At 50.8% G+C, this 25208-nt stretch carries 14 protein-coding genes; 7 read left to right on the top strand and 7 right to left on the bottom strand.

Annotated features, from left to right (window positions below; all coding sequences use genetic code 11):
• Nucleotides 1-18 precede the first annotated feature (18 nt).
• The 3 genes from RAC89_RS31005 to RAC89_RS30995 form a co-directional block, all read right to left on the bottom strand.
• Complete coding sequence (locus tag RAC89_RS31005) at nt 19-3900, bottom strand: polysaccharide lyase family 8 super-sandwich domain-containing protein (protein ID WP_306617537.1); 3882 nt, start codon at nt 3898-3900, stop codon at nt 19-21.
• 221 nt (nt 3901-4121) lie between these two features.
• On the bottom strand, nt 4122-7223 hold the full coding sequence (locus RAC89_RS31000; protein WP_306617535.1) for a glycosyl hydrolase family 95 catalytic domain-containing protein: 3102 nt from the start codon (nt 7221-7223) through the stop codon (nt 4122-4124).
• Between the two features lie 9 nt (nt 7224-7232).
• Nucleotides 7233-8975: a DUF4091 domain-containing protein gene (locus RAC89_RS30995; protein WP_306617533.1), complete on the bottom strand. Its 1743-nt coding sequence runs from the start codon at nt 8973-8975 to the stop codon at nt 7233-7235.
• 340 nt (nt 8976-9315) lie between these two features.
• Between RAC89_RS30995 and RAC89_RS30990 the strand changes: the two genes are divergently transcribed.
• The 4 genes from RAC89_RS30990 (at nt 9316) to RAC89_RS30975 (ending at nt 15353) form a co-directional block, all read left to right on the top strand.
• The gene (locus RAC89_RS30990; RefSeq protein WP_373430097.1) at nt 9316-10959 is read left to right on the top strand and encodes a type 2 periplasmic-binding domain-containing protein; all 1644 of its coding nucleotides are present in this window, start codon (nt 9316-9318) and stop codon (nt 10957-10959) included.
• An 82-nt stretch (nt 10960-11041) separates the two neighbouring features.
• Nucleotides 11042-12013: an ABC transporter permease gene (locus RAC89_RS30985; protein WP_306617531.1), complete on the top strand. Its 972-nt coding sequence runs from the start codon at nt 11042-11044 to the stop codon at nt 12011-12013.
• Between the two features lie 13 nt (nt 12014-12026).
• A complete protein-coding gene (locus tag RAC89_RS30980; RefSeq protein WP_306617530.1) occupies nt 12027-12902 on the top strand; it encodes a carbohydrate ABC transporter permease in 876 nt (291 codons plus the stop codon).
• A 45-nt stretch (nt 12903-12947) separates the two neighbouring features.
• Nucleotides 12948-15353 (top strand): helix-turn-helix domain-containing protein, encoded by a 2406-nt coding sequence (locus tag RAC89_RS30975; RefSeq protein WP_306617527.1) that lies wholly within the window; start codon nt 12948-12950, stop codon nt 15351-15353.
• Between the two features lie 103 nt (nt 15354-15456).
• Here the strand turns inward: RAC89_RS30975 and RAC89_RS30970 are convergent, their stop codons facing one another.
• Nucleotides 15457-17772 (bottom strand): AraC family transcriptional regulator, encoded by a 2316-nt coding sequence (locus RAC89_RS30970; protein WP_306617525.1) that lies wholly within the window; start codon nt 17770-17772, stop codon nt 15457-15459.
• 204 nt (nt 17773-17976) lie between these two features.
• Between RAC89_RS30970 and RAC89_RS30965 the strand changes: the two genes are divergently transcribed.
• The 3 genes from RAC89_RS30965 to RAC89_RS30955 are packed head-to-tail and all read left to right on the top strand — an operon-like array spanning nt 17977 to nt 21424.
• Nucleotides 17977-18936, top strand: a complete 960-nt coding sequence (locus RAC89_RS30965) for an ABC transporter permease (RefSeq protein ID WP_306617523.1) — start codon at nt 17977-17979, stop codon at nt 18934-18936.
• A gap of 34 nt (nt 18937-18970) precedes the next feature.
• The gene (locus RAC89_RS30960; protein WP_306617521.1) at nt 18971-19846 is read left to right on the top strand and encodes a carbohydrate ABC transporter permease; all 876 of its coding nucleotides are present in this window, start codon (nt 18971-18973) and stop codon (nt 19844-19846) included.
• Nucleotides 19847-19891: 45 nt separating this feature from the next.
• Nucleotides 19892-21424 carry an extracellular solute-binding protein gene (locus RAC89_RS30955; protein ID WP_306617519.1) on the top strand — a complete coding sequence of 511 codons (1533 nt, stop codon included), beginning with the start codon at nt 19892-19894 and terminating at the stop codon, nt 21422-21424.
• A 69-nt stretch (nt 21425-21493) separates the two neighbouring features.
• On the opposite strand, the gene RAC89_RS30950 is transcribed toward RAC89_RS30955, so the two are convergent.
• The 3 genes from RAC89_RS30950 to RAC89_RS30940 form a co-directional block, all read right to left on the bottom strand.
• Nucleotides 21494-22786 carry a Gfo/Idh/MocA family oxidoreductase gene (locus RAC89_RS30950; protein WP_306617517.1) on the bottom strand — a complete coding sequence of 431 codons (1293 nt, stop codon included), beginning with the start codon at nt 22784-22786 and terminating at the stop codon, nt 21494-21496.
• Between the two features lie 244 nt (nt 22787-23030).
• The gene (locus RAC89_RS30945; protein WP_306617515.1) at nt 23031-24083 is read right to left on the bottom strand and encodes a LacI family DNA-binding transcriptional regulator; all 1053 of its coding nucleotides are present in this window, start codon (nt 24081-24083) and stop codon (nt 23031-23033) included.
• A gap of 153 nt (nt 24084-24236) precedes the next feature.
• Nucleotides 24237-25202: an NAD-dependent epimerase/dehydratase family protein gene (locus RAC89_RS30940; RefSeq protein ID WP_306617513.1), complete on the bottom strand. Its 966-nt coding sequence runs from the start codon at nt 25200-25202 to the stop codon at nt 24237-24239.
• Nucleotides 25203-25208 lie beyond the last annotated feature (6 nt).

Here is a 25208-nt window from a genome sequence, read left to right as displayed (position 1 = left end):
CTCCTTACATTAGCAGTATTATTTTTTCTTCAAATAGGCGATATCATCCAACAGCTTCCGTGCAAACAAGGCATCCATATGTTTACCGGCTTGCGCCTCGATCTCATTCTGCAAGGCTTTCAGCCCGTTCTGTACCTGCTCGGCATCGGACCGGGCTTTATGAATATGATCGACTTTGGAAAGCAAGCTGTTCGATACTCCTGGATTCCCGATCCAGCCTTGCTCTCCTCCATAACGGATCAACTCACCCAAATGGTCGATATCCATCATCACCTCAAGCGTAAACTCGCGAGCCGTAACGTTTCCGGCCTGATCGGATGCGGTCGCTTGAATCGTATGCCTTCCGGATGCAAGCGATAACGGCGTTACCATCAAAGGCTCGCTCATTTCCGCTCCGTCCAATTTGAACGAGACGTTCGCAATTCCACTTAACGAATCAGTCACCGCGAAGCGAATCAGTGCGGAAGCCGTCCGATAGACGGCCAGCGATACCGTCGGCTCGATCGTCGGTCCGGACATATCGAGCTTTACCGTAGCCGACTTGATCGTTTCTTGGTTACCGGCGCGGTCGACGCTGTAGTACTCGATAGAGTGGACACCTTCCGTACCGAGGCTGATCGTAGTGCCCTTTGCATAAACTCCATGGTTAACACGGTATAACGTTTCAGCGATGCCACTGCCATGATCGGCTGCGGTCAGCTTCACCGTTTGCGGCGAAGCTTGCCAGCCGGCTTTGGCATCGTCCGTTGTAGTGGGAGCGACCGAGTCCCTGAACGTAATGACATGCGATTTACCAATGGAACCTGCCGTATTCACGACCAGCTTCATCGTAGGCGACGTTTGCACTACTTCGATCGTGGCGTCGTGACCCACGACGGACAGCTCCGCCTTGTTCAACTCAATCGTTACTGCTCTTTGCTTTTGCGTCGGATCCGAAACGGCGAGCGTGACCGTTCCGTTCGATTCCTTCAGCATAACGGACGCCGGGCTGTAGGCGGTCAGTCCGTCAACAGTACCCGCGTTCCAGAAGTTCGCGGCGGTAATGCCGAGCCCCGCTTCTTTCGCGGCATGCACGTCTTGTGTCTGGCTAAGAATCGCGATGTTCGGACTTTCGCTGTACACTTCCGTCGATGCGGCATCCTTCCCAGGCAATAGCACGTAGGCGTAGGAAGCGTCGGTCGGATTCACCCCGTGATCGAATGCCAAGCTTAAATAATTTCTCGTAACGGGGGCTGGGCTTCCACCGGAGTTGATGTCCTTCCATGCGCCGGTTCTGGCTTCGCGAAGTCCCGCTATGGTTGTCGCTTCCGGGAAATAGTAACCGATATCGGAATTGGCTTCGCTGCCCGATAGGTGCGCCCACTTGACGTTATCCATCTTTTCGGACCAACCCGGCTCAGCCGGTTTCCTCGCTCCGTTCACCGTGAGCGCATTGTCGCCGATACCGTTCAGCTTCCGGTTTTCTACAATCGTTTCCGTCTTTCGGTTGTCCGTACCGGTAATGCCGCTTCCGATCGCGACGATTTCATCGTCGAAGGAAAACCACGATTTCTTGCCCTGCAATGTGCTTCCCGTGCTCTGCTCGAGCGAGAAGTGCATCCCGGCGGCGCCGTACAAGCCGTCGATTGACGATCCTCCGACCCAATCCTTCGGGTTCATGTAGGCAGCCCAATCCTTCGGCGTCTTGTAGGATCCGTCCGTCGTCGTTCCCGGCAGCCGGTACGAATCGACGGTCGGCCAGAAGTCCTGACGAAACTGGGTCAAATCGTTATTGTACAGTGAAGTCATGCCTATCCCCGTATACCAGCCTTTTCCATTTTCCCCGTTGCCGTATTCGAAGGCGCTGATCCGGTCGGAGAACATGCTGATGCCAAAGCCGAACCCGGGTCGTAAATGCACGATTCTGTCCATACCGGCAAACACTTGATGCTTGACGAGCTCCCCTCTCGGCTCGATCGACGAATCGCTCATCAGCTTTTTGACCAGGCTCATTTCGTAGATCGGCAGCCCTTCTACATAATTGATATAGGTTGTGTCCGAGCGGATCCATTCCTTGACCATCCGTTTGATGGAGACCGCTTTATCCGCCGGAGCGCTCTCGGCCAGACGCAGAATCGTCATAATGATGCCTCGGGCACTGCCTGCCGTCTGTCGGGAAATGCCTCTACCGTTCACCATATCCATCAGCTGGCCCTTGTATATGATCGGCTCGAAGGTATCGGCCACCCAATCGTACACGTTGTTTACGTTCGGATCGCTCACCGTCCATGGAGAGCCGTTCAGCAACAGCATCATATCGGCGGCACGATTAAGCCATACCGCTCCATACCCGCCCGTATACGCGATGTTGAAATGCTGGACGAGCGAACCGTCCTTGTATACGCCGTCTCCTTTCGTCGCATAGACGAACTCGGGCCCGATCGCGTCGCGTCCCTGAACAATTTTGGCGCTCAGCTTGCCGATGATTCCCCGAAGGCTGACGACAAAAGCCTTGTCGAGCAGGTTGGCTCCCGTTTCCTTAACGCCGTTGATTGCCCGCACCTTCGGGTCTCGTACAAACCGGTCGATCGGCTTCATATAGTTGTTGAGCTGGTCGGCAGTTAAATGGTCGTACATGAGCACCATAATGTCGTTGACAATCTGGGGTGTTCCGATTTCCCAATCCCACCAGTTACCGTATTCGGTCTTCTTCTCATTATATCGGTTCGCATACATCCAATCGAGCGCTCCGACGATATCGTTGCGGAGTGATTCATTACGGTATAAGGGCGACCCTGGAATCGAGTACGCGAGCGACATCGTCCGTAAAGCGCCATAGGCGGTCGATATTTGCGCCGAATCGGTCACGCTGGTCAAATCGCTCCATAAATACGTCCGATCCGCTGATTGGTTCAGCCTATCCCAGCGGCCGGTACGTTCCGGGTTGCTCACTGCGGCCGCAAGCGCAGTAACATAGGCTGCGATGTCAGGGTCGGCGGTATTCGCCCGGCCGCCTCCTACCAGCTTGTCATACCAAATTCCTCTCAATGTGTCATAGGCTTGAAGCATGTCGGGAGATTCCACGCCGATCACGCATTGGGCCGTAAGCCTTCCGTCCATCGTCGCCACCTTGATAACGGTCGTACCGTAGCTTTTTCCCGTAACGACCCCGTCCGCCACGACGGCAACATCAGGATTCGTAGACGTCCAGTTCACGGATTTATCTGGAGCATCTGCGGGTGTATAGATCGGATTTAGCTTAATCGACTGATCCTTTCCGATCGATATGAAGTCGCGGTCCAAATCAAGACCGGTCAACCCGTCCCATTTCACAAGCGTCACCTCGTCAAACCATACATTTCCTGTTCCCGTTTCGAAGAACGGTTCAATTTTCAGCTTTGCTGCACCCGCCGGTATCGTCATAAACGTTTCCTTGAGAATCCAATCGTTCGTTCCCGACAGCTTGGCTGTAGCGGGACCGTCACCTACTTTTTTACCGCTGCTGTCCAAATATTGCGTCCTTGCGAACACCCCGTTCGCGGCAACGACGTTATCGGTTTTTATCCAAATGCCAAGCTTGTAGCGCTGTCCCGGCGTAACCGTGAACGTTCCGCTTATGGCGGTTCGGCTTGCTGAGGCATGCTCGATTCGAACGGAATTGCTTCCTTCGTGAACAATCGTGCGATCGATAGCCGCTTTGCCGCTTCCGCTGGCATACCATTCCGTCCAACCGACAGGTTCTATGTTACCCACCCATTTGTTCCGCGTCGTTGTCACAGTCGTCTCGAATCCGCCATTCGAGATGAGATTCGTCTCTTCCGCTGCAATGGCTTCTACAGCAAAGGAAGGTATTACTAAAAATGACAGCATCGCAATAATAATAGCAACGTGGATGGTTTTAAAGACATTTTTCTTGAACACTATAGGCACGCTCCTTTATAAACACATCTGGATTGCATCCCTTCCCGTTTCAGAAAAGCGCTTACAAAGACGAGGGAACTGCCCCTCCGTCTTCTCTCATAACCAGACCACCACCTCATTAAGTTCTCATTGTCCATTGTAAGCGATGCACACTATTTGAAGGTGTAATATTATGCCCTTTATGTGCACATTTATGACGTGCTCCTGCTATAAAGAAGCAATTACAAATAGGTGTAGCTTTTATTGATAACCAGTACATTCACTCTCCATTGCAAATCGGCCATGCTGCGAAAATGTATGTTCAGAAAGCCATCTTGCTTTTGCGAAATAGTTAAGATATCCGTATGGAATTCCCCCGCCCTCAACGCCTTCTCCGGCTTCCATGCGCTTTGCCCGGGAATGCCGATCTCTGTGTAAGACGGTACGGCGCTGTCTCCTGTTACGAAAAGCAGGTCGTATCTTCCCTTCGGTAACTCAATAATAAAAGTCGCTTCTTCAGCCCCTCCAATAAAATCTCTTCGAAGCTCATCAGGGTTCCCGCGGTCAAGCGAGATAAGCTTCTCGGCACGTAACCATCCGATTCCTGAATACGGTGTAAATACGGTTTCCGTTGTGATTTTGCGGAACGTCTGTCCGAGGATCCCCTCCTTATGCACTTGCCTGGGCAGTACGTTCCTGTAATCCTTATCCAGGATAGCCGGATTCACTCCGCAATCGAGCCGGAAGGCCGCAAGCCTCGATTCCCGGCTGTTGCCGGCATAATAATCAAATGTGAAATGATCGAGCATCCGGTAATACTGCGTATCCTTGTTTTTGCCAAGAAACACTCTTCTGAACGTATGAGCCTCATGAGTGCGGGGATAGCCCTCTCCCTCTATAGGCTGCGGATTATACGAGAGAAGTGAGTCCGAAACGGCTTGCGGATATATCGCATACTCCCCATACGGTTTCGTAAGAAAGGAAATCAGATCATCCTCCAAGCTGTACTCTATCTCGGAACGCTCAGCCCCTTCTATGTGTACTGCAATGATCTTCTCATCCCTTCCAAAAGGATTGCGAATCGTTATCCTTCCGCCTGCCCTGCTTTTCATTCGAACCCATACGGTTCGGCCATCCCTCATTTCGGCACTTACTTCGAAGCCCCCGACGGCCAATAATCCGTGAAATGCGCAATTCTCCCATCTTTCGTAGGAACGAACCTTATGTTCAAGATGATGCTCATACATACCGACCGTCCGTTCCGGTTCACTCTCTCCTGAAGGCACCGCCGGAAATACGTCGATCACTCCGTCATAGCTTTGCAGCAGCATTTCGTTGACAGCGGCGACAATGCCTCCGGAGCCTTCTGTCATATGCGGATGGTATAACGGTTCGTTCGTGATGTTGCAGTAATTCATCCAGCGCTCCGTTTCTTCGGCAAACAACCCGTTGCTTCGAAGCGATAAATCAATGCCGTGCTCGTAAAGCAGCCGGAGGGCTGTGTTTCCTTTTCCCAGCCTGGCGGCGGCACAGGAGAGCCAACCGAACTGGAATACGCCGTATTCGATATGATTCTCTACATAGCGAAGCGTATTTTCCGCTCGTTTCCGCTGCGGGGGCTCACTATTTTTGTTGAATTCTCCCACCGGATATATGGGCATGAGAAGCGACGGGTGACGTAAATGCAGCTCCGCGGGCGCCCACTCCGAGTCCAGCCATATTTCGCCGTAACCGGGAGCTTCACCTGAAGGGTAATCCGTGAGCAGCTCAGCCATCTCTTTCCATCTCCTGCGGTCGGCTTCCGATTCTCCCAATAGCTCGTTTGCTTCACAGGCGATATTCAGTAAATACTTGATAGCTGCCAACGAACAGGTCGAATTTCGGGTTATCGGCCCTTGTTCCGGTGATATATCGGGGAAAACGCAGAGCCTGCCCGAATGGGCATCCATCTGCAAATAGCCTTCAAAAAACTGTGCAAGCCCTTTAAATACGCGATACGCTTTCTCTCGTAAAAAGTCCATGTCCATGCTATACCGGTAATAGTCCCATAAAAATTGAGCGCACCACGGCCATATACTCATATATAAAGCATGCGGGTAATCCGCTGAAATGCCCTTCAGACCGTAAAATTGCTGAGCCATTCGCTCGGCAAGACCCGTATACGAGAGCAAACCGTCGGTAAACACCTCCGCTATTTCAAGCCGGTTAGCCGTATAAAGAGGTGCGAAAGCCGCTTGAATATTAACGTCCCAATACCACATACTGCCCCACTTGGTAGGCTGCTTAATATCCCATAAGCCGTTCAAGCCGCAGGCCTGCTCGCGCATGTTACCGCCTTGGCCGCTGCAGCATGCAAGCGCATATAGGTTTAGATGCCATAAATCCTCGATCATTTTGTCCGGTACGGTAATAGAGGAGCGCTGCCAAAAGCTTCGCCAATGCTCTTGGTGATCCGCCATCATTTCCTCCACCCGTTCCACGGCGGTATTTAACCTCCGTACTGCCTCGGCAAGCAGGTCCTTGGTTACTTCCTCCGTTACGACCGTTGTTAGTAATGTGATGTCTTCCTTTGCATCAAGGGGACGAATCCGGATGGAGTCATCCAATGCCTCAACGGCCCCATTGGCCCCGACCAGCCGCATCATTACAATAAACCTGAACGGCTCAAACCGCTCTCTATCCTCGCCGTCCGGATAGAAGGAGCCTTGATAATAAAATGCCGTATCATTCAGCTGATGATACACGACATCCATCTCCGCATATCTCCTGGAAGGAACCGTCAAGTCAATGGATTCTAACAGGGAAGCATTGGACTGCCTGATTTTCGTGATCACGTAATCTCCATCTTGGGAAACGATGGTTTTCACATCAAGCTTGTTACCCGCTTTTTCCGTACGGAAGTGTACGGTTGCTGTGTCCATATCGAGCTGTAGCGAGTAGTGATCCGGTTCGGCCAGCACCGCGGAGGGATGTAAATGAATTTCCCCTGTCGGATAATGGGACGAGCCGCCTGCGGGTTTTCCGTATTTTCTAAACATGCTGTTCGGGTTCAAGGCATCACCGTATAAATAAATCGGGCCGCCGCCCGGATCCCGGTATAGATCAGTCGCATGCTCCTTCAATTCTTCAAACGTATATCCGTATTGGCGCGATAAATCGGGGCCTTCTCCGGCTCTATACTTTTTCGAGTACCGGTTAAGCTTCTGATAATAAACCTCATAATGATTCAGAGCGATCGAAAGCCGATGCTCCTCGAAAAATACCATACCGCCGAAATGTCCGTTGCCAAGCGGCAAAGCTTCGTTCCACCCGCATGTGGCGTTGTCGAATGTAATGCTTCTCATACGTCCCTCCTACTCAGCAAGATCAAAAGGCTCCCCCTTGAGCGCATACAGCCGGTCATAGTCTTCTTCCTGAAGACTGTACAATTGACCGGCGGTTTTTCCTGAACCGGGAGCCAGCTCGCTCGGCTGACCGAACAGGAACACAGTCTTCAGCAAGCGGTCCACTTGCTCGGCATACCCTTCTTTTTTCAGCATTTGCATATATTCGTAGTCGCGTATTCCCCTCTGCAGCCACTTGTACCGGAGGGAGAGCAAGGGAGCTCCCCGTTTGCCGGGATATACGAAGTTAGTATCCCCCGCCTTCCAGATCAGAGGCCGATACGAGAGCTTATGAAGAGGGTCATCCGGCCAGACGGTATAGTTCCAACGTAAAAATCCGTCCAGCTTCAGCTTCTCCACTAGCCAAGGTATGACACGACATTCGATGGAAGGCGAGCTGATAAAGGTGTTGGGCTTATCCGGATTGCAGCAAACGTAATAGGCCATCGTACCTTTGATTTCTTTTTTTAGCATCATCAGCTGGTCGAACTCTTCTGCGGCGCATTCAAGATCCGGCACATAATCCACGATGCCTTCGATTTCCTTTTGGATAAAGGAGGTATGATTGACAGCCGCTTTATACCGGAAATGGGGCGCAATGGATTGCAAATAGTTCAAGCTCCGTTCGAACAACGGAATGTCCGCCGGCTCATCGGCTACGACACGTACTCGCTCTATCCAGCCTTTTTCCATGAAATGACGCTCCAAGGCCTGAATATACGAGGTCAGATCATCCGGATCTCGGATAAACTTAAAGCACCCGGCAGCTTCATCGAAATACCGGACCCTGATCGCATCCGGGTAGCCTTCCACGATCCCCGTATAGCCTTCGTCATCGTGCCTCCATATGCTAATCAGCCCGAAAACCTCGATTTCTTGCGTAATCCCGTGCTTTTCACCCACTGCCACATAGCGGTCCAAGTGCGAAAAGTCGTACTGGAATCGTCCGTCCCTCAATTTCACAACCGGTACGATGCTGTATTCGTTCAAGTCCGATGGCTCCACGTCGATAAAGGTGCGCTGGCCGCTCCACGGCTCTTCGGATACAATCAGTGACAGAGCCTTCTGCCCGAGCTGCCCCAAGCTTTCCAGATAGTGGTCCAGAATTTCGAAATGAGCGTCTGACCAGTAATTGACTTCGTACTTCCTTGCAATATTGCAGTTATGCTGCCACAGATCCAAGTAAAAGGAATATTCGCTGCTGGGCGGCAGCATCTCATCATGTATCGTGAGACTAAAGGTCAGCTCATGCTCCAGGGTCTCCTCTTCAAACATGGTATGCGTATAAAAGCTTATTTTCCCTGCATATGTCCCGGGCGCGGCGGATTCGTCCGCATGAAGCTCAACCCAAGCGGGCTGAATTTTACGTTTCGGGACGTACAAATGGGATTCTTCCAGCAGCACATCGGACCGCGGGACGCGATGGTCATCCTCGATCAAGCCGATCCACCGGAGCTCCACCTTGACCGGGGCATCGGTTTCCACTTCGCATCTGACGATCGTGATCGGTCCTCCCTTCCACAGAAGGGCATCTCGGCTTAGTGTGACCAGCATCTCCTCTTCATCCGAGTGAAGCAGCGCTTGAAAGGCGGCACTATCCCGCTTCAGGCAGTGAAGATCCATATGCTTAACAGAAGTATCGTTTCGGCCTTGCTTCCACCAATTCGACGACCAGACATACTTGTAAAACATGCTCTGCAGTCCGACATTCATGACTCATGCCTCACTTTTGTGTAAAATGGTGAATCGATCAACGCATACAGTCCGTTGCGTCCGTTGCACCAACTATATCAATACTGAGCCTTTGGGTACATAGACGGTTTTTAATATGAGATGACTCGTTTTCACCTGCGCCGCTGCAGCGCCTGCACGAGCCGGTACAAGTCTGGAGATTGAAATCGGTCAATGGTGATGAAATATCGTCAATCCCGGAATCTTACGAAAATACTACGTTTGCGAAAAGGTGAACGTATCCAACGGCTCCCCTGACACGCTACAATAAATCTCACAGGTAGCCCCCTCAGGGAGGGCTGACCCAAGGACCTTATCTTGAATGGATAAAAAGGAGGCTCTTGCATTGAAGACAAAGATGAAACAAACGGGCACCATCTTACTTGCTTCTACGCTCGCCATATCGGTTGCCGCTTGCAGCGGAGGAGAAGGCACAGGTACTGTAGCTACTCCACAGCCGGGGAGCGATGCGCAACCACCGAAGCTGACAAACCTGACGTACTGGGTAGCCAATCACAGTGCGGCGGCAGCGCAAATGAAGACCTATGCCGAAATGGAATCCTACAAAGAATTAGAAAAAATCACGGGGGTCAAAGTTGATTTCCAGCATCCCCCGCTTGATGCGCAGCAGGCCAAAGAACAGTTTAACCTGGTCATGGCTTCGAGCCAGCTGCCGGACGTGATCGAAACGATCTGGACGTCGAACTATCCGGGCGGTCCGGAGAAAGCGATTCAGGACGGGAAAATTATTAAGCTGAACGATTATATCGATAAATACGCGCCGAACCTGAAGAAACTGCTGGCGGAACATCCGGATTGGAAAAAACAAATCATGACGGACGAAGGCAGCATCTACTCGTTCCCGTTCTTGCGCGGCGGGGATAAGGTACGAGTGTTCTTCGGCCCCGGCATCCGCCAGGATTGGCTCGACAAGCTCGGACTAAAGATGCCGACGACGATCGACGAATGGTACACCGTTTTGAAAGCGTTTAAAGAGAAAGATCCGAACGGAAACGGCAAGGCGGATGAAATCCCGTTTTATATCGACAAAGCGATGATTGGTGTGGATGCTCCATTCCTTGGCGCATGGGGCGTCAACTACAGCTTCTATCAAGATAAAGGCAAAGTGAATTACGGCCCCATTCAGCCGGAGTATAAGGAATTCCTTTCTACTATGAACAAGTGGTATAAGGAAGGACTTCTTGACAAGGACTTTGCGGCTCCGAACGACAAGCTGTATGACAACAAAATGACGACCAACCTGCTCGGCGCTTCGGTCTTCTACAACGGCGGGGGCATCGGCAAGTATGCTAACCTGATGAAAGACAAGGATCCGAACTTTAAGCTTGCAGCGGCTCCTTATCCGGTACTGAAGCCGGGCGACAAGCCGATTTGGGGCCAGAAGGACTTCGCAAGCAACGGCGTCGGAGCCGCGATCACCACAAGCAACAAGAACCCGATCGAAACGGTTAAATGGCTTGATTATGCTTACGGCGAGAAAGGCGAGCTGCTCTTCAACTACGGCAAGGAAGGCGTCAGCTACAAGCTCGAGAACGGCAAGGCGGTATTCCTGCCGGAAGTGCTTAATCCGCCGAGCGGAGTAAGCCTGCAGCAGTCCTTCGCCAAGCATAACCGCTCGACCTGGAGCGGTCCTTACGTACTGAGTGACAACTTCCAAACGCAATACCTTGCTTTGCCAATTCAAAAGGACGCGCTTGCCATCTGGTCCGCACCGACGGCCGAACGCAAAATGCCGCTGGTAACGCCGACAAAGGACGAAAGCAGCAAGTTCGCATCGATAATGACCGACATTGAAACGTACCGTGACGAAATGCTGCTGAAATTCATCATGGGTGCGGAGCCGATCGATAACTTCGACAAATATGTAAAACGCATTCAAAGCATGGGCATCGAAGATGCCGTCAAAATTCAACAGGCGGCGCTTGAACGTTATAATAAGCGCTAATACGAAGCGATTGGACTGGGAGATGAAGCGGTTCATCTCCCTGTTGCAATTGTTTCAAGAATATTAGGAAAGGGTGACGGCAATGGCACAAAGTACCGGGAGTCCTCTAACGGCCACCAAACGAATCAAAGCATCCGGCGACCCGAAGGTGTGGCAAACGATTCGTACCGACGTGAAACGCAATTGGGCGATTTATGCCATGGCGCTGCCTGTTATCGCATATTACATCATTTTCCACTACGGACCGATGTACGGACTGCAAATAGCCTTTAAAGATTTTGCCCCCGCGAAAGGGATTTTGGGCAGTCCCTGGATAGGGTTCAAGCATTTCGAAAGCTTCTTTAACGGCATTTATTTCTGGCGGCTGCTCAAAAATACACTGCTGATCAACCTTTACGAGCTTCTGTTCGGATTTCCGGCGGCGATAGTGCTCGCGCTGCTGCTGAACGAGATTCGCAATGCGTTGTTTAAACGATTGGTGCAAACGATTTCCTATTTGCCCCATTTTATCTCAATCGTCGTCGTTGCCGGCATGATGGTCGATTTCTTAAGCCGCGACGGCCTCGTTAACCAATTGCTGGCTCCCTTCGGGATCGAGGCGATCGACTTTCTGAAGGAACAGGATTGGTTCCGCTTCCTGTTCGTATCTTCCGGCATTTGGCAAGGCATCGGCTGGGGTTCGATCATCTACTTGGCGGCGATTGCCACCATCGACCCGACATTGTATGAGGCGGCCCGCATGGATGGCGCCAACCGATGGAAGCAAACGCTGCACATTACGATTCCCGGCATTATGCCAACGATCGTCATTCTGTTCATCCTGAACATGGGCAGCATGCTTACGGTCGGCAGCGAGAAGGTGCTCCTGCTGTACAACCCGCTGACTTATGAGACGGCCGATGTCATTTCGACTTACGTATATCGCAAAGGCGTGTTGGAGGCAAGCTACAGCTTTACCGCCGCCGTTGGTTTTTTCAACTCCGTCGTCAGCTTCATACTGATTATCGCCGCCAATAGCATCAGCAAGCGGGTTAGCGAGAACAAACTGTGGTAAGGAGGCGTAACGCATGAAACCAACCGCCGGCGAAAAAACGTTCGGATTATTCAACACCGTTCTCATGATCGGGCTTTGCTTGGTTACTTTGTATCCATTCATCTACGTATTGTTTGCCTCGCTCAGCAATGCATCTTCGTTTCTTCAGCATCGCGGGTTGCTGCTCGGCCCGGTCGGCTTCGATCTGGAAGCATATAAGGCCGTGTTCAAAAACCCGATGATTATGAAGGGTTATCAGAACACTTTGTTCTATGTTGCATTAGGCACGACAATCAATCTTTTCATGACGGCCATCGGCGCCTATGTGTTATCTAGACCTAGATTATATTTTAAAAACATTATGATGTTCTTCATCGTCATTACGATGGTATTTCACGGTGGACTCATCCCGACCTATCTGCTTGTGAACGATCTCGGCATGATGAATACCGTGTGGGCGCTGCTCATTCCAGGTGCAATCAACACGTTTAATATGATCATTATGCGCACCTCCTTCCAAAGTGTGCCTGTCAGCTTGGAGGAGTCCGCGCGAATGGATGGAGCGAGCGAATGGACTATCTTGTTCCGAATCGTGCTTCCGCTTTCCATGCCCGTGATTGCCGTTATGATTCTGTGGTACGCGGTGGGTCATTGGAATTCCTACTTCAGCGCCTTGGTTTATTTGCGCAACCGCGAGATGTACCCGCTTCAGCTCGTTTTGCGTGAAATATTGATCGCCAACAGCACCGATTCGATGATGACGGGCGTTGCGAGCGACGATAAATTTGCGATTGGCGAGACGATCAAATACGCAACGATCATTGTTTCGACGCTGCCGATCATCTGCTTGTATCCGTTTCTGCAAAAATATTTCGTCAAAGGCGTAATGATCGGCGCGATCAAGGAATAGTCTCCGGGGGTCATATCTGTTACAATTGTGTCAAGCTAATTGAAAATGGACGTGACGCTTATGAAAACACTGCTGCGCCTGCTTCCGATCGGCAATCGTAAAAGTGCGCTTATGACAATGTTCGTTTCCCATTTGGTCATTCTGATGGTTCCGCTTGCCATGGGCTTGTTCCTGTATACCAAGGTGGAGAAGAGCTTGGAGCTGGGGGCGAACCGCTCGAACATCGCGATGCTCGAGCAGCTGAGGTATTCACTCGACAGCAAGCTGACCGAGGTGGATAATTTGATGGTTCAGGTTGCGCTGAATCCGAAGCTGGATTACTTGCTCAAGATTCCTTCCGACGCTTCCGCTTCCGACAAATTCCTGTTTATCGAATTCATGCGTGATTCGCTTGGCCGTTACCGCAGCTTGACAAGTAATTTCATATTCGATTACTACGTTTATTTCGCAAGCAGCGATACGATTGTCAAACCGGACCTGGTGACGGATTCCCGAACCTTCTACAGCTTATTTTACAGCTATGAAGATATGACATACGACAAGTGGCACACGGAGCTGACCCGTTTCCATCCGGCGACGTTTATTCCTGCCGCTCCTTTGAAGCAGGGAACGGATGGACAATCGGCCGCAGGCATCGATTCCGGGCCGACGGACGTCGTCACCTACGTCCAGTCGCTGCCGATCCGTTCCACGCAGGATATTCTCGGCAGCTTCGTCGTATTAATCGATCAAAGCCAAATCAAGAAAATGTTCGCACAGCTCGAATATGCGAGCCAAAGCGCCATCTATATTATTGATGATTCGGGAAGAATCGTGATGGGTACGGACAATAAGCCGCTGCCGAAGGAGCTGCTGGCGCGCATGAACGAAAGCGCGGAGCCTTTCGCCTACCCGCTCGCGGGCGTGGATCAGATGGTATCCTTCACCCCGTCGCTGAAGGAGGGCTGGAAATACGTTTCCGTCACCCCGAAGAATGTGTTTATGAAGCAGGTCAACCAAATCCAGACTTGGGCCTTATGGCTCTTCGCCATTTGCGTAGCAGCAGGTCTGCTTGCTGTGTATGCTGCGGCCTACCGTAACTACCGCCCTCTCCAAAAAACGATCCATGCGATCCTGGGAGGCAAACAGCTCAGCGGACATCAGCCTTCCAACGAATACGAGTTAATCCGGCAAACCTTCGAGGGCTCCTTGCACGAAGAAAACAACCTGCGCAGCCTTCTGGCTCAGCAGACGCCGGTCATCCGGGCCAACTATTTATCCCGGCTCATTCGCGGCTATGCGGACATTGACGGCTCCCCGGAAAGCGAGAAGTCGCTCCAATTCATGGATATTTCCTTTGTAAGCGACCGGTTCGCCGTTATAATTGTTCAGATCGAGGACATGTCCCGGTTTACCTCAACGGAGTCCGAACAGCAGTGGGCGCTGGTCCGCTTCATTATTTCGAATATCGGCGTCGATTTGGTGCGGTCTCATCACAAGGGCTTCGCCGTAGAGCTGGAACGGGACCGGATAGCTCTCTTGATCAATCTGCCCGCGGAGCAGTCGGAGCAGGAGGCGGACTATTTACGGGACATTGCCGAGTCGCTTCATCAAGTGATTCAGCAGCGCTTCAAAATCGACGTGACCGTTGCCGTCGGAGGCGTTCATCACGGTGAAAAGCAAATCGGTGACAGCTATGCGGAAGCCCTGGCGGCGCTTGATTATAGAATCATTAAAGGAAGGAACGTCGTTATCCATTTCCAGGACATTACCGACGTCAAACAGCATTACTATTATCCGCTTGAGATCGAAGTGCAGCTTGTCAATTTTGTGCGAAGCGGCGATGCAGAAAGCGCCTTGAAGCTTCTCGGCACAATCTATTCCATGAACTTCGACTCCAGCCATATTACGCCGGAGCTTGGCAAATGTTTATTTTTCAACATCACAAGCACCTTCTTGAAAATCGTCAACTCCACGAACATGGTGCAAGAGGAATGGCTGGGACCCGATTTCGATCCGATTAAGGCGGTGTTCAGCAATCCGACGGCCGAAGGGATGTACCGCAAAACCATCGAGCTGTATGAAACGCTCGCCCGCTCGTTTAAGGCGGATCGGACCGACCACAGTACGCAGCTGCTCCAGGAAATCATACGGCTGGTGGAGAGCAGCCTGGACGATCCGAATCTGGGTCTTGCGATGATTGCCGAACGATTGCAAATGACGCCGCAGTACATTTCGATGTTTTTCAAAAAGAACAACGGACTCAACTTGCTTGATTTCATCACACGCAAACGGATCGACAAGGCGAAGCGTCTGATGGAGAATAAAGATTTGACGAATGCCAAGATCGCACAGATGGTCGGGTATACGACCCACGTCGTATTTATCCGAGCCTTTAAAAAGCTGGAAGGCATTCCGCCGGGGAAATACCGCGAGAGTATGCCGGAGGCCAAAACCGGCTCCGATAGGTAGACCCTCCCCTAGCCCTACAACCATAACGCAAACGAGCCTGCCTTAGCACCATCGCTGAGGGCAGGCTTTTTCTTATTGGCACAATCGTTGTCTCGCCTCAAGCTCATTTAAGGCCCCCGGCCGCAGAAGAGCTGTGCTGCTCGCGGTACTGACCCGGAGTCATCTGTTCCGCTTTCTTAAATATTCGGATCAAATAAGCCGGCTGATATCGAAGAAGCTCTGCAATATCATTGACCTTCATGTCGGTAGTCATAAGAAGCTCCTTGCATTTCTCCAAGCGAAGCCGGGTCAAATAATCCGTATAGGTGCAGCCGGTCACAGATTTGAACGCTCGACTTAGCTTCGTCATACTGACCCCGTATTCATCTGCAATAGACTCGAAAGTGAGATCCTTCGTGTAGTGCTGCTCCAAATATTGAATCACCTTTTGTATCATATTCTGCATCTGAAGCTCTTGAGAGCTGTGGACTGCGGTTAAGAAAGGAGCGAACACCTTCTGTTCAAACCATTCCACTTTCTCGTCGGTTTCGTTCAAACCCATTAAGTCCTGATACAGGTTGGAGCCCTCATACAGCTCTATCATGTTCACCCCGGATTTCAACAGCGCTTCATGGACAGAACCCAACAGCTTCACAAGCGCGTTTTGGATGACAAGGTGCAATCCCGTTTGACTGTGAACATTCTTCATGAACAATCGCAAGCCGTTCCCTGCTTCTTCGACGTTTCCGGAGCGAAGGGCGTGGATAATTCCCTTCTCGATTTCAAAAGGATAGGCTATGGTTCTCCCCTCCTTAGGGTTCAGTTCATCAAGGAGCAAAATTTGATTGCTTTCGTTAAGATCCCTATACTGCAGCGCATTCCTTGCTTCCTCCAGACAATCCGGGGCTTCCATAATGGAGTCGGCCGTCTTGCCGATGATAGCCGTAACCCGCCGTTTCAAAACAGCCGCAAGCGACGACACGATTTGCTCCGCCAGCTCCCTTAGGCCGGATTGAATTTCCTCGTCCGCCATATCCCACGAGAAAGCAATCATTACTCCGACGGATAAGTTTTGATAATTAATCACAAAATGCTTGTCAAAGCGGGTGGAGCAGATTTCCTGTACGACATTGTACTGGGCAAACGTAATCAACTGTTCGTCCTTGTTGGAGAAAGACACCTTATCGAACGCCCCGCTGAGCTGAAAAGCTAGGAAGGAAAACCGGTGATTGTCCAAATCCCAATCCAGTAAATGAAGTTTGGCCATGATTTCTTCTTCATTAAAATAATACAGATGTCCCTGAAGCAGCTGCATGAGGAAGCTCTCCCTCATGGATGGGATGGATTGCTTCACCTTGGCTTCCAGTACCTGCTGCTGCTTCAGCTGCTTAACCCACTGTTTTTCAATATAAACGGCTTCATCGGTCCCCTCTGAATCGAACTCCTTTTGGAACAAACCGAGTACTTGACGAAACGGCTTATAAATCCGTTCCGAAGCAAACCATGACAAAATCAACGCACTTACGATTCCTGCCGCACTAACCAAAAGGATCAATGTGGAAATAAATTGCACAGGCTTCATGATAGCGGATAATGGCGCAGCGGATAAATAACTCCAGTTTTTGCCGAACCGCGAAAGCGATCCATGGGATACCGAATATTGTTCGTTATGATATTTCATGGTGCTCACCGTGTTTTCTAGAGATAAGGCCTTTATCTGTTCCAGCATCGCTTCGTTCAGCGGCCCCCGGCTGCTGTTGTAAGAGAGCGAGACTAGGGGCCCTCCCTTTTCCATCAGCAGCGTTAGTGCATCCTCCACCGTGACTTGACTTAAATAATCATTAATAAATTTCTGGTTGATATAAACAATAAACGCACCATAGGCTTTTGTATCGTAAATACTCGTCTTCAGCTTCACAATGACGGCATGCCCGCTCTGATAACGTGCCGGAAAAGGGACGGCATTATTCCAAGCGATATCTTTATCCTGACGAAGCAATTCTCGAAAAGCGGCACTCTCCGCCTCGTTACGAATTTGCCTGTAGCCGGCATCGTTGCTGAGAAACGTATCGGATTTTTCTATGTACAGAGCCACCTCCTGAATCAACGGGTTCGTATCCCGCATCAGCGTTAAGAATCGGTCGATTTCTTTCGTTTTGTCAAACTGCTGAATGAAATTCGTGTCCTCCAGCGAGCTGTTGAACGAAGGCTCCATACTAAGCCGTGCCACGAATAACTCCAATTGGGACATATAGTCATCCAGTCTTTGGATTGACTGATTCACCTGCTTCTGATGGGAACCGTTCAACTCTTTAACGATGCGGCCCGTGCCCATTGCGTATAAAGTAACGCCCATTAAGGCAATAGGGATACAGGTGATCAGCAGAATCGTGATTAGGCTTTTTCTGTAGAAAGCCCCTTTATAGCGAGAGAAGCCCATTTTCCACCTCCCCTTCCTTGCTTACGCAGTCTTGATAACACTTTATTTCTCCGTATTCTTCCCTGCAAGAGAGTGCAACGGCCATCCCTGCCGGTTCCGCAAGTGTTTTGAGAATCCCATGGGAAAGCGAAAGAGATTGCTATTGCCTGAAATCCTAACGTTCTTTATCGTAAAGTTCATAACAAATTTGTCAGGAGGCCTCCTATGACAACCATTCCTGCCGAGCAACGAACTGCGATACCCAAGAAAACAAAGTTGAGAAATACAGTCCTAAGCGATCTCGTAAGGGACCGGTACTTGTATTTGCTCGCTTTGCCGGGACTCCTGTACTTAGTGATTTTCAAGTATATCCCGCTAGGCGGAGTGATCATCGCCTTTCAAAATTATTCTCCCTATATGGGGATGCTGCAAAGTCCTTGGGTCGGGCTCGATCATCTTCAAACCTTGTTCACCGATGACGATTTCTGGATGATCTTCCGCAATACCATGGCGATTAGTCTGCTCAACTTAGCTTTCTTCTTTCCCTTTCCAATTCTCTTGTCACTTTTGTTAAATGAATTGCGGAGCATGATGTTCAAACGAATGGTACAAACTATTATTTATTTACCGCATTTTCTATCCTGGGTCATTATCATCGGACTTACCTTCCTCATGCTGTCCCAGTCAGAAGGCTTGATCAATAAGATCATTGCCTATTACGGAGGCCCTAAGATCGCCTTCCTAACCGAACCTGATTATTTCTGGATACTGCTTACCTTTCAATCCATGTGGAAGGAAGCTGGCTGGGGAACGATTATTTTTTTGGCTGCTATGGCTTCCGTCGATCCCCAGCTCTATGAAGCAGCCAAGGTGGACGGTGCAGGCAAGCTGCGTCAGGCCTGGCATATTACCTTACCCTCGATTCGAAATGTAATCGCTATCTTACTGATTCTGCGTCTGGGGCACGTGATGGATGTCGGCTTCGAGCAGATTTATCTGATGATGAACGGCGCCGTATCCGAGGTTGCTGATGTTTTCGATACCTATGTTTACCGCAAAGGGATTCAGCAAGGCGATTTCAGCTACAGCACCGCAGTCGGCTTATTTAAGTCGGCAGTAGGCTTTCTGCTTGTCCTTCTCGCCAACAACGTTGCTAAGCGAATGGGTGATGAAGGGGTCTTCTAAAAGAATCCGCAGCCTTAATGAAAGGTGGTTCGCTATGCGTATTTCCCTCAGTGAAAAACTATTTAACGCATTCAACATCCTGTTCCTATCCCTGCTCAGCCTTATATGTTTGTTTCCGTTTTACTATATTACCGTAGTTTCCTTCACCGATCCCACGGAATATTATCAGAAGCCGTTCGTTTTGTTTCCGGACAACTGGACAGTAGGAGCCTACAAGTATTTGATATCAACACCCAATTTTATGAACGCTGCGAAGGTCAGCGGTTTTCTGGCTACAGTGGGCACCCTGCTAAGCTTGATCGTCAGCTCCGGAATAGCTTACGCCATTTCGAGGCAGAGGCTACGATTTCGCCGCAGTTTGATGCTGCTGATCTTTCTTACGACCATCCTGCAAGCAGGCTTAATTCCTTCTTATTTGATCGTGAAAGGGCTGGGCATGCTGAACAGCCTCTGGTCCCTCATCATCCCCTCCTTAACCGGGGGCTGGTATATCCTTTTAATGAAAGGCTTTTTCGATAGTATTCCCGACAGCCTGGAGGAAGCGGCAAGAATCGACGGCTGCACGGAGCTGAGCGTTTTTTTCCGGATCATCCTGCCCTTGTCCCTGCCTGCCCTTGTGGCCTTCGGTTTGTTCTTCGCCGTGGGCTATTGGAACACCTTCTTTACCGCCGTCATCTATATGAACGACCATACCCGATGGCCTCTGCAGGTCCTGCTGCAGCAAATGCTCATCGATCCGACAACCGCCGTCGGAGGGACCTCCACGCAGATCGCTTCGGAGGTACGCATGCCTCCCGAGACGTTGAAAATGGCGGCTGTCATCATCTCTACCGTACCGATCATGTGTGTGTATCCTTTCCTTCAGAAGCATTTTGCCAAAGGGGCAATGGTGGGTTCTGTTAAGGGGTAAGCGTATACAGCTATTGGATGTACATTATTTTAAGGAGGTTTATCTATGATCAGAACAAAAAGCAGCAAAACCCTGCTTTCCCTAACCGCCCTCGGAGTAATGGGCACCGCGCTCTTAAGCGGATGCAGCTCTGCGGGAACGGAAGCACCCGGGGCCAAAAGGCCCGAAGCCGGCGGAAACGCCAAACCTACGGACATCAGCATTATGGTGATTAACTATGGAACCCAATTCGCAGATAAAGACAACTTTATGTGGAAAGAAATCGAGAAACGTACGAACACGAAGCTGAATGTCACTTGGGTTTCGCCGAACAACATCATCGAGAAAACGAATGTTACGCTCGCCTCCGGGGATATTCCCGACCTCTTGTATATGGAAGACCTGAATCAAGCCCAGTTTCGAAGCGCTGTGTCTCAGGGCGCATTCTGGGATCTAACGCCCTTCCTTAAGGATTACGCCAACTTTAAGAACGTTCCTGCTTATGCATGGGAGAACACCAAGATCAACGGTAAAAATTATGTCATTCCCAGACCTTATCCCATTGTCGGAGGCGGTTTGTTCCCACTCATCCGCAAGGATTGGCTCGATAAACTGAATCTTAAGATGCCGGAAACCGTTGACGATTTCAAAAGCGTATTGAAAGCATTCGTGGGCAACGACCCTGACGGAAACGGGCAAAAGGATACCACCGGTTATGCCGCCACCTTGGGAAGCCTATCCTTCTTCTATAATCTTTACAACGACACCAATGGAGACTGGAAGCTAAAGGATGGAAAGCTTGTTCCTATTATGACGGAGGAGGCCTCCCGGGAAGCGCTGCTCTATATTAAAGGTCTGTACGAAGATGGCCTCATCTCGCCGGATTTCTCCGTTTTGAAGCTGTCTAATATTAATGAAGCGTTAAACAGCGGAAAAGCGGGAGCCGCGGGCTATTCCATGAATAACGGGTGGAGATTTACGGAAGAGCTGCGCAAAACGAAGCCGGACGCCGCCATCGTTCCTCTCTCCTACCTAAAGGGTCCGAAAGGCAACAAATTTACCATTGCCACGGCGGGCTACTACGGTGCCTTCGGCATTCCCAAGAAGGTTCCCGAGGAGAAGGTTCGAAAGATCCTCGCATTCATGGACTACGGATACAGTCCTGAAGGGAACAACTTGGCCAACTATGGCATTAAGGATGTACACTATACGGAAGCAGACGGACAGAAGAAGACAACGGAAAGGTTTAACCAAGACCTGCTTAACGGTAATTTCCAAGGGGTCTGGATTCAAAACAATATCGACCTGGTAACGGTATCTCCCGGTATTCCTAAAGAGTTTTACGAGCTCAACAAAAAAATCTACGCCGAACGAGAGCAAGCTGCACCTAAGGACCCGTCCATTGGCCTTTTCTCCGAGGCCCAAACCAAGCTGATGCCGGATCTGAAGAAAAAGGTGGATGACATGCGTGTAAAAGTAATCCTTGGCCAAGAAAAAATAGAGGCTTATGATGCATTCATCACCGCATTGAAAAATGATGCGAACCTAGTGAAAATTACTAAGGAAATGAACGATGCCTTGGCTCAGAAGAATAAATAAATTCCCATCGCTTTCGCAAAAGGCTGACCAGGATCTTAGCTTGGTCAGCCTCTATGTTTTCCAGTCCTATTACAGGGACTTTTCTTCCTTGCCGGAATGCAGACCCTCGGTCAGCCTCTCGTGAAATAACGTAATATCCACCGGAGCTCCGCCCTTCAAGCGGGATTCCTCCGCAGCAAACGCCATCAAGTGGCTTCGAACGGATACGGACGCGGAGGTTAAGCTTTCTCCCTTGCTCTCTCCGCGCACTTGATTAAGAAAATCACGGATGATACCTACATCGCCGCCGTTATGACCTACTTTCGAATCATGCAGCCGGATCACGCTTTGTTCCCTCGTAACAAAATCGTATACCGTGATCTGGTTTTCTTCCATATTGCCGCGAATTTCGCCCTTGGTGCCCATAATCTGAACGATTCTCGTATTGTCATGCGTAAAGCCGCACATGCTGAACATCGCCGTGGCTCCGCCTTCAAATTCCATTGTCACCACTTGGTGGTCGACTACGTTATTGTCGCTGCGGTATACGCATCGACCGTACGGCGTGGTACGCAGCGCATGCAGTATCCCTTCCTTGCTCGTATCCCCAGTAATTTTCCGGGCCCAGCCGCTGCCTTCGCCCAGGTAATATCGCGGGGCGTAATAGGAACAGCTCGCTTCCGCAGGACAGCCGTCCAGACAGCGCTCGGGAGCGCCTTCCGGAGCGCATTCCTCCTTGAAGTGCATCAACGAACCGAACGAGCTGACGCGAAGGCATGGCTTGTCGAGGACGTAGGCAAGGATGTCCATGTCATGACAAGATTTGGCCAGTATCATCGGACTTGAGACGTCGGAGTTGTTCCAATTGCCGCGGACGAAGCTGTGCGCCATATGAAGATTGCCCACGTTCTCGTTCAACTGAACGGAAGCGATGTCGCCGATCTTACCCTCACGGATGACACGTTTCACCGTTTGCCAGAAGGGCGTGTACCGCAATACATGACAGATGGAAAGCATCCTGTTATGCTTCTTTGCCGCAAGCTCCATCTCTACACATTGTTTCGGATCGGGCGACATCGGCTTCTCCAGCAGGACATGATAGCCTTGCTCAAGGGCCCTCAGCGTCGGCTCGAGATGCATGCGGTCTTGGGTACAGATGATGGCAATATCGGCGACAGAAGGACTTTGCAGCAGCTCTTGCCACGATTCGAATGTCTGTTCTGAGGATAAGCCATGCGCTTCCGCGAAGGCTTGCCTGCGCTGTTCGTTCGGCTCAGCCACCGCAACGAACGCCAGCTCGTGGGGATAATGCAAAGCGTAAGGAGCGTAGGCGTAAGAGCCACGGTCTCCGGCACCGATTAAGACGGCAGTCACTTTTTTCATAAGTTGATTTCTCCTCTCAGTTAGGGTATATCTACGCTTTGGAACCGATAAGAGTGCCCTTGCTTACTTTAACAATATGTAAATCAAAGCGGATGTACACGAAGCTTGTAATGCGGCTGTTATACTTGCGGCCTCACCTCCTTAAGAATATATGTTATTTCGAAGCCGGCAATGTTTGCACCCAAATCAGGAAAACGTTATCCTAATAAGCAAAAAAAGTAGTCAAGACTAAGCTTGACTATCATTATGTAGGTGTAAGGGACACGGGGCTTGATGACTCGCGAATTATGAGCCGGTAAGGCAGCAGCACCTTCGATGCTTGGGGCGAATCCGCTTGAATTTGATCCAGCAGCGTCTTTACTGCCGTCATCCCGATTTCGGCTTTAGGCACGTGTACCGAAGAAAGCGGCGGTGTCGTATATTTTGCGATATCGATGTTATCCATTGACATCACAGCCATGTCTGCCGGGATTCGCAAGCCGGCCTCAATGACGGCGCGCATGGCGGGAATGGCGAGCTGGTCACTGGCCGCGAATAACGCCGTCGGCAGGGAACCGCGCTCCCGGTTAATGAGCTCGCTTACGAATTTGAAGCTGTTGTCTATATTCCAGTGGGTGTTTATGATCCAGGAAGTATTCAAAGGGATCCCCGCTTCAAACAGCGCATACTTATAGCCTTGATAGCGTTCCTCGGTATCCAGCGCTCCGTTATGGCCGCCGCCCCCTACGAAAGCGATGCTGCGGTGACCGGCGTGGAGAAGATGCTCCACGGCCGACTTAGCGGCTGCCGTCCGGTCGTAATCGACAAGGGGAATATCCAAGCCCGACGCACTGATGCCAACCACAGGCAGCGTCGTCGATTTTATATATTCGATTAGGGTATTGTTAATCCAGCCAATCACGATCAAGCCGTCGATTCGGTGCTCGAGAATCATTCTGGTTAGCGCCGTTTCAGCTGTTGCTTCCTCGGGGGTATGGACGAAAGCAAGTGAATACTCGGTTTCGTTCAAGCGGTTCATCATACCTGAGATGATAGGAGAAAAGTAAGGATGGCCGTCACGAATATGAGGACCTGATACCAGGCATCCGATCTGCTTGGAAGGCCGGGACTTCTCTCTGCCGTTCTTCACCAGCGTACGAGCGGATTCGTTCGGTTCATATCCGAGCTCACGGACCGCATGCCAGACTTTGGCGGCTGTATCGGGATTGATGTGTCTGCTCGTATCGTTGTTAATAACCCGAGATACGGTGGAAATGGAAACGCCTACGAATGTAGCTATGTCCTTCAAGGTGGTCAATCGCAAGCAGCTCCTTCCGGTTCTTCGCAAGAAAACAAGCCCAAACGTTTTCCTGAATTCAGGATAGCAAACCAAAGAAGCTCTGTCAACGAAGAAAAGCACTCTATTGAAGGAGCTTCGAGTCCCTTTTCCTTATCAGCACAGTTGCACGAATCAGCTTATCATTTTGCTGCAGTTCAGCTTGGCTGCGAGCTTGATCATCATATCGTCGGTCATTCGTTCCAAGTCGTACTGCGGCCGGAAGCCCCATTCCTCCCTTGCGGCTGTCGGATCAATCGAATCCGGCCATCCTTCCGCAATCGCTTGGCGGACCGGGTCGATGGAATACTTGAGCTCAAATTGCGGCAGATGCCTTCGGATGCTTGCGGCTATGCGCTCCGGATCGACGCTCATGGCGGTTACATTAAAGGCATTGCGGTGTTTCAGCCGGGAGGCATCCGATTCCATCAATTGAATCACCGCGTCAATCGCGTCGGGCATATACATCATGTCCAGGAAGGTCCCTTGCTTCAAATAGGAGGTATAGCTTCCCGTTCGAACAGCATCCACATACATATCGACGGCATAATCCGTCGTACCGCCCCCGGGAGGCGTACAGTGAGAAATTAATCCCGGGAAGCGCAGCCCTCGCGTATCTACGCCGAATTTATGAAAGTAGTAGTCGCACAACAGCTCGCCGGACACTTTGTTGACCCCGTACATGGTCAAAGGCCTCTGTACCGTATCCTGAGGCGTGCCCTTTTTGGGGGCGCCCGCTCCGAATGCTCCAATAGAGCTAGGCGTAAAAAATTGACACCCGAGCTGTCGCGCCGCTTCGAGCGCATTAACCAATCCGCCCATATTCAAATTCCATGCGTATACAGGATTGATCTCCGCTGTTGCGGAAAGCAGTGCCGCAAGGTGAATGATCGTATCCGCATGGTGCTCCCTGGCCGCCTCCAGGATCAACGGCCCATTGCACACATCAAGGATGCGGAATGGGCCGGATAAGGCGGCCTCGCTCTGCCCCTCCCGGATGTCCGTCGCCAGAACGGAATCCTCTCCATAAATATCGCGCAGCCGTACCACCAGCTCCGAACCGATCTGGCCCAGGGCTCCGGTCACCATGATTCGCTTCATGGTAAG

Source organism: Paenibacillus sp. GD4, from assembly GCF_030846225.1.
Lineage (GTDB): Bacteria > Bacillota > Bacilli > Paenibacillales > NBRC-103111 > Paenibacillus_G > Paenibacillus_G silviterrae.
The sequence above is the reverse complement of the archived record's forward strand: the minus strand, read 5'-3'. Positions and strand labels throughout refer to the sequence as shown.

Excerpts from the sequence above, each read along its gene's own strand:
- RAC89_RS31000 (WP_306617535.1), bottom strand. The coding sequence starts at position 7,223 with ATGAGAAGCATTACATTCGACAACGCCACATGCGGGTGGAACGAAGCT.
- RAC89_RS30995 (WP_306617533.1), bottom strand. The coding sequence starts at position 8,975 with ATGAATGTCGGACTGCAGAGCATGTTTTACAAGTATGTCTGGTCGTCG.
- RAC89_RS30990 (WP_373430097.1), top strand. The coding sequence starts at position 9,316 with ATGGATAAAAAGGAGGCTCTTGCATTGAAGACAAAGATGAAACAAACG.
- RAC89_RS30985 (WP_306617531.1), top strand. The coding sequence starts at position 11,042 with ATGGCACAAAGTACCGGGAGTCCTCTAACGGCCACCAAACGAATCAAA.
- RAC89_RS30980 (WP_306617530.1), top strand. The coding sequence starts at position 12,027 with ATGAAACCAACCGCCGGCGAAAAAACGTTCGGATTATTCAACACCGTT.
- RAC89_RS30975 (WP_306617527.1), top strand. The coding sequence starts at position 12,948 with ATGGACGTGACGCTTATGAAAACACTGCTGCGCCTGCTTCCGATCGGC.
- RAC89_RS30970 (WP_306617525.1), bottom strand. The coding sequence starts at position 17,772 with ATGGGCTTCTCTCGCTATAAAGGGGCTTTCTACAGAAAAAGCCTAATC.
- RAC89_RS30965 (WP_306617523.1), top strand. The coding sequence starts at position 17,977 with ATGACAACCATTCCTGCCGAGCAACGAACTGCGATACCCAAGAAAACA.
- RAC89_RS30960 (WP_306617521.1), top strand. The coding sequence starts at position 18,971 with ATGCGTATTTCCCTCAGTGAAAAACTATTTAACGCATTCAACATCCTG.
- RAC89_RS30955 (WP_306617519.1), top strand. The coding sequence starts at position 19,892 with ATGATCAGAACAAAAAGCAGCAAAACCCTGCTTTCCCTAACCGCCCTC.
- RAC89_RS30950 (WP_306617517.1), bottom strand. The coding sequence starts at position 22,786 with ATGAAAAAAGTGACTGCCGTCTTAATCGGTGCCGGAGACCGTGGCTCT.
- RAC89_RS30940 (WP_306617513.1), bottom strand. The coding sequence starts at position 25,202 with ATGAAGCGAATCATGGTGACCGGAGCCCTGGGCCAGATCGGTTCGGAG.